This is a genomic window from Microcystis sp. LE18-22.4A, assembly GCF_027531105.1.
In the GTDB taxonomy this organism is placed as follows: Bacteria; Cyanobacteriota; Cyanobacteriia; order Cyanobacteriales; family Microcystaceae; genus Microcystis; species Microcystis aeruginosa.
Genome location: NZ_JAPZRB010000540.1, coordinates 1 through 2,934, shown reverse-complemented (window position 1 = coordinate 2,934; position 2,934 = coordinate 1). Strand labels below are relative to the sequence as shown.

At 38.8% G+C, this 2,934-nt stretch carries 3 protein-coding genes and 2 pseudogenes; 2 read left to right on the top strand and 3 right to left on the bottom strand.

Going from position 1 to position 2,934, the window contains the following annotated elements; all coding sequences use genetic code 11:
* From O9295_RS23025 to O9295_RS23015, 3 genes and pseudogenes are all read right to left on the bottom strand, one after another.
* Positions 1–229 (bottom strand): annotated as a pseudogene (locus tag O9295_RS23025) (hypothetical protein); the annotation flags it as partial.
* Entirely contained in the window at positions 229–807 is a 579-nt protein-coding gene (locus tag O9295_RS23020; protein ID WP_502846519.1) for an IS607 family transposase, read from the bottom strand. The pseudogene O9295_RS23025 and the gene O9295_RS23020, both read right to left, overlap by 1 nt.
* 241 nt (positions 808–1,048) lie before the next feature.
* Positions 1,049–1,699, bottom strand: a complete 651-nt coding sequence (locus tag O9295_RS23015) for a methyltransferase family protein (RefSeq protein WP_002758219.1) — start codon at positions 1,697–1,699, stop codon at positions 1,049–1,051.
* 566 nt (positions 1,700–2,265) lie between these two features.
* Here O9295_RS23015 and O9295_RS23010 point away from each other — a divergent pair.
* Both O9295_RS23010 and O9295_RS23005 read left to right on the top strand, forming a co-directional pair.
* Complete coding sequence (locus tag O9295_RS23010; protein ID WP_288035615.1) at positions 2,266–2,400, top strand: hypothetical protein; 135 nt, start codon at positions 2,266–2,268, stop codon at positions 2,398–2,400.
* Positions 2,401–2,632: 232 nt separating this feature from the next.
* Positions 2,633–2,803 (top strand): annotated as a pseudogene (locus tag O9295_RS23005) (type II toxin-antitoxin system YoeB family toxin); the annotation flags it as partial.
* Positions 2,804–2,934: the final 131 nt, after the last annotated feature.

Sequence of the window (2,934 nt, the reverse complement as noted above, 5' to 3'; positions counted from 1 at the left end):
AAAATTCCTGGACTTTTTCCCTGAAAATTAGGTAATTGGCCCCCTCAAAACCGGTAAAACCCCACACCCCACACCCCACACCCCACACCCTGCCCCCAGGAAAAACTTTTTCAGCAGACCCTAAATAATTGGCTGAGTTGTAGAGATTTTTAGACTGCCAAGATAAATTATCTATCTCAGCCCAAAATCGATGTCCTTTCTTGATAATGTGTCTTTCTGCTACTAACATTATTGTCCGTTGTCTTTTAACTCAGCTATAATCTTTTCTGTCTTTATTTTCGACCTTCTTAATCCGTAAATTCGAGAACAAAAAGAGGTGATAATCGCTATTAAATCTGACATCAACTCATCCTGATTTTCCTCACTTTGATTGACAACCTCCAGTTTTTTATCTAGTTCTTTTAACAAGATTTCTAGATAATTAGTCCCAAATCTGGCTAGACGGTCTTTGTGTTCAACAATTAAAACATTATAATTGGGGTCAACTAGAATTTTGGCTAATTGTTGGCGATTATCGTTTAATCCACTGCCTACTTCTTTGACAACTTTGTAGATTTTGTAGCCTCTGGCAACAGCATAATCTTTTAATCGGTCAGCTTGTCTGTCTAGATTGTCTTTATTTTCGGCACTGGAAACTCTTGCATAAATGCAAGCTATCAAGTCGGGTTTTGAATGGTTGTCATCCGTTATGATAATTGTACCAGAAGGCAATTGATAACCTGTTAAATTTCCTTGTTTCCACCACCTCCAAGCCGTTCGATAACTTATTCCTGTTTTTTTTGCATAGTCTGATAGTTTCATATCTATATATTACCATGCTTGACTATATCTGACTATATTTGTATTGAAACTTTACAATACCCCCTAAATGGGGAGCATCTCACCTTTGTAACCCCTAAATCAGGTTTTATGTCAAGCTATTTTAAAAGCCTTGCTAGAAACCAGTTTTAGGGACAAGTATAATTACTCACTTGCATAAATGAGATGCTCCCCCTAAATGAAACTTAATAGCGCACCCTGCGGTTTCAGAGAAAGACCTTAACTTTGCTTAGGTTTGAGTGGATTGGCGAGCATCCAGACGGGAGTTTATTAGCTTGGGTAATAGCAATCCGGATTTCGCTTTGTAAGCGTCAAATTCAGGATAGCGGGAGAGGGAGCGGTCTTTTTTAAGCATATTGGGAATGAAGACCCCGGCGATGAATCCCCCCAAAATCAGAAAAGGGAGCCAATGTTGGGCTAACAGGGCAAAACTCAGATAAATTAAAATCTCTCCTAAATAGTTGGGATTGCGACTACGACTAAAGAAACCTTCGGTGATCAATCCTTCCCTATATTTAAGGGTAAAATACTTTTGGGCATCGCTACCGTAATGGAGAAATACCCCCATAATATTGATCGCTATGGCTGCGGATATTAAAGGAGCGGCGGCCGTGACCTTCCCGCTAACAATAATAAAAGGGGCAGCCCAATACAAACCGAGAACGATAAAGGTAAATATTCCCATAGCCAACGGTATTTCTTTTTCCCATTGTTGATCTGGATATAATCTATCCTTGATCAGCCACATCAGACCGTAAGTTCCGTGTAGGGCAAGGTATATCCAAGCGAGCGGGGTAAAATTATTATAAAAAGCCATTAAGCCCAATATAATTAGAAAAGTCAGAAATTTATGCCAATTAATCGCGTGTTTTATCTTCATTTTCTTCAAAGTAGAAATCAATCCTGTTGATCGAGTGCTAAACAATTATAACTACTAACGTTTCAATCCGGTCTTTGACATCGCTTGAGAATAAAAAATAAAGGTCGGGGACAGTTGTTAAAATCCATAATTGCTGGCCCGGTATTCTCCTCTAATTTCCCCAAAGAGTCATTAATCGGCAAATAATCCTAGATCATCAGCACCAGCTTCCAATCTGGTCTGTCAGGTTAACGGCGATCGCCGTTTTCTCGCTTGGGTTAAGACACCGCACTACCTAAGACCAAAGACTGGCGCATTGTTAATGAACACACTTTCCTATCCAAAGTTGTACTTACAAATACAATTTAATAAAATCTTTATATTTTTCTCATGCCAAGGTTCTACCTTGGCATGAGAAAAGGGAGGATATTCCTCCCTTCCCTGATGGGTTACACAAGAGCTAGAACCTCTGGAAATGTGTTACAAGGGCATCCCTTGCAACGAGGTAAGACTATACAGAAACGAGAATATCCAAGTTATCATTGAAACTGCTATAATTAACAAAATCTCAAGAATAGCAAAATTATATGAATGCACTAAAATACCAAACAATCATCAAAAATGGTCAACTTAGTTTACCTCCCCTCGACTTACCAGAAGGAACAGTTGTCGAAGCGATTTTATTATTTTATTGGGAGCATCTCATTTATGCAAGCGAGTAATTATACTTGTCCCTAAAACTGGTTTCTAGCAAGGCTTTCAAAATAGCTTGACATAAAACCTGATTTAGGGGTTACAAAGGTGAGATGCTCCCATTTTATTGATTAAAGAAGCTGCTGAAATGGATGAAACGGACTATCTGCTTTCCACAGAAGCTAACCGTCAACATCTCCAAGAGGCAAGAGAATCTCTGAAAAATCCTGATAGTTATATTTATGTAGATGCTGCTAACTGATCAGGAAAGTCGCCTTTCTAACCCGAAGTTTTGATGAGTTTAACCAATGGGCGCTCGCAGACAAAAAAGTTGACGCTAAAATTGTCAGCCTTATTAAAGATGTTCAAAGAGAGCCTTTTTCTGGATTAGGAAAACCAGAAGCATTAAAACATGAACTATCAGGGCTCTTCGGGAATTGTTATGCAAATAATTAACTTAAAATAAAATTCGATGAGAGCGCCTACGCTCAAAAGTAGCTGAAATCCATACAGGGAAGGACTTAAGGCACAAACAGGTTAATACCAAAAGATAGACAATTGAG

Excerpts from the sequence above, each read along its gene's own strand:
- O9295_RS23015 (WP_002758219.1), bottom strand. The coding sequence starts at position 1,699 with ATGAAGATAAAACACGCGATTAATTGGCATAAATTTCTGACTTTTCTA.
- O9295_RS23010 (WP_288035615.1), top strand. The coding sequence starts at position 2,266 with ATGAATGCACTAAAATACCAAACAATCATCAAAAATGGTCAACTTAGT.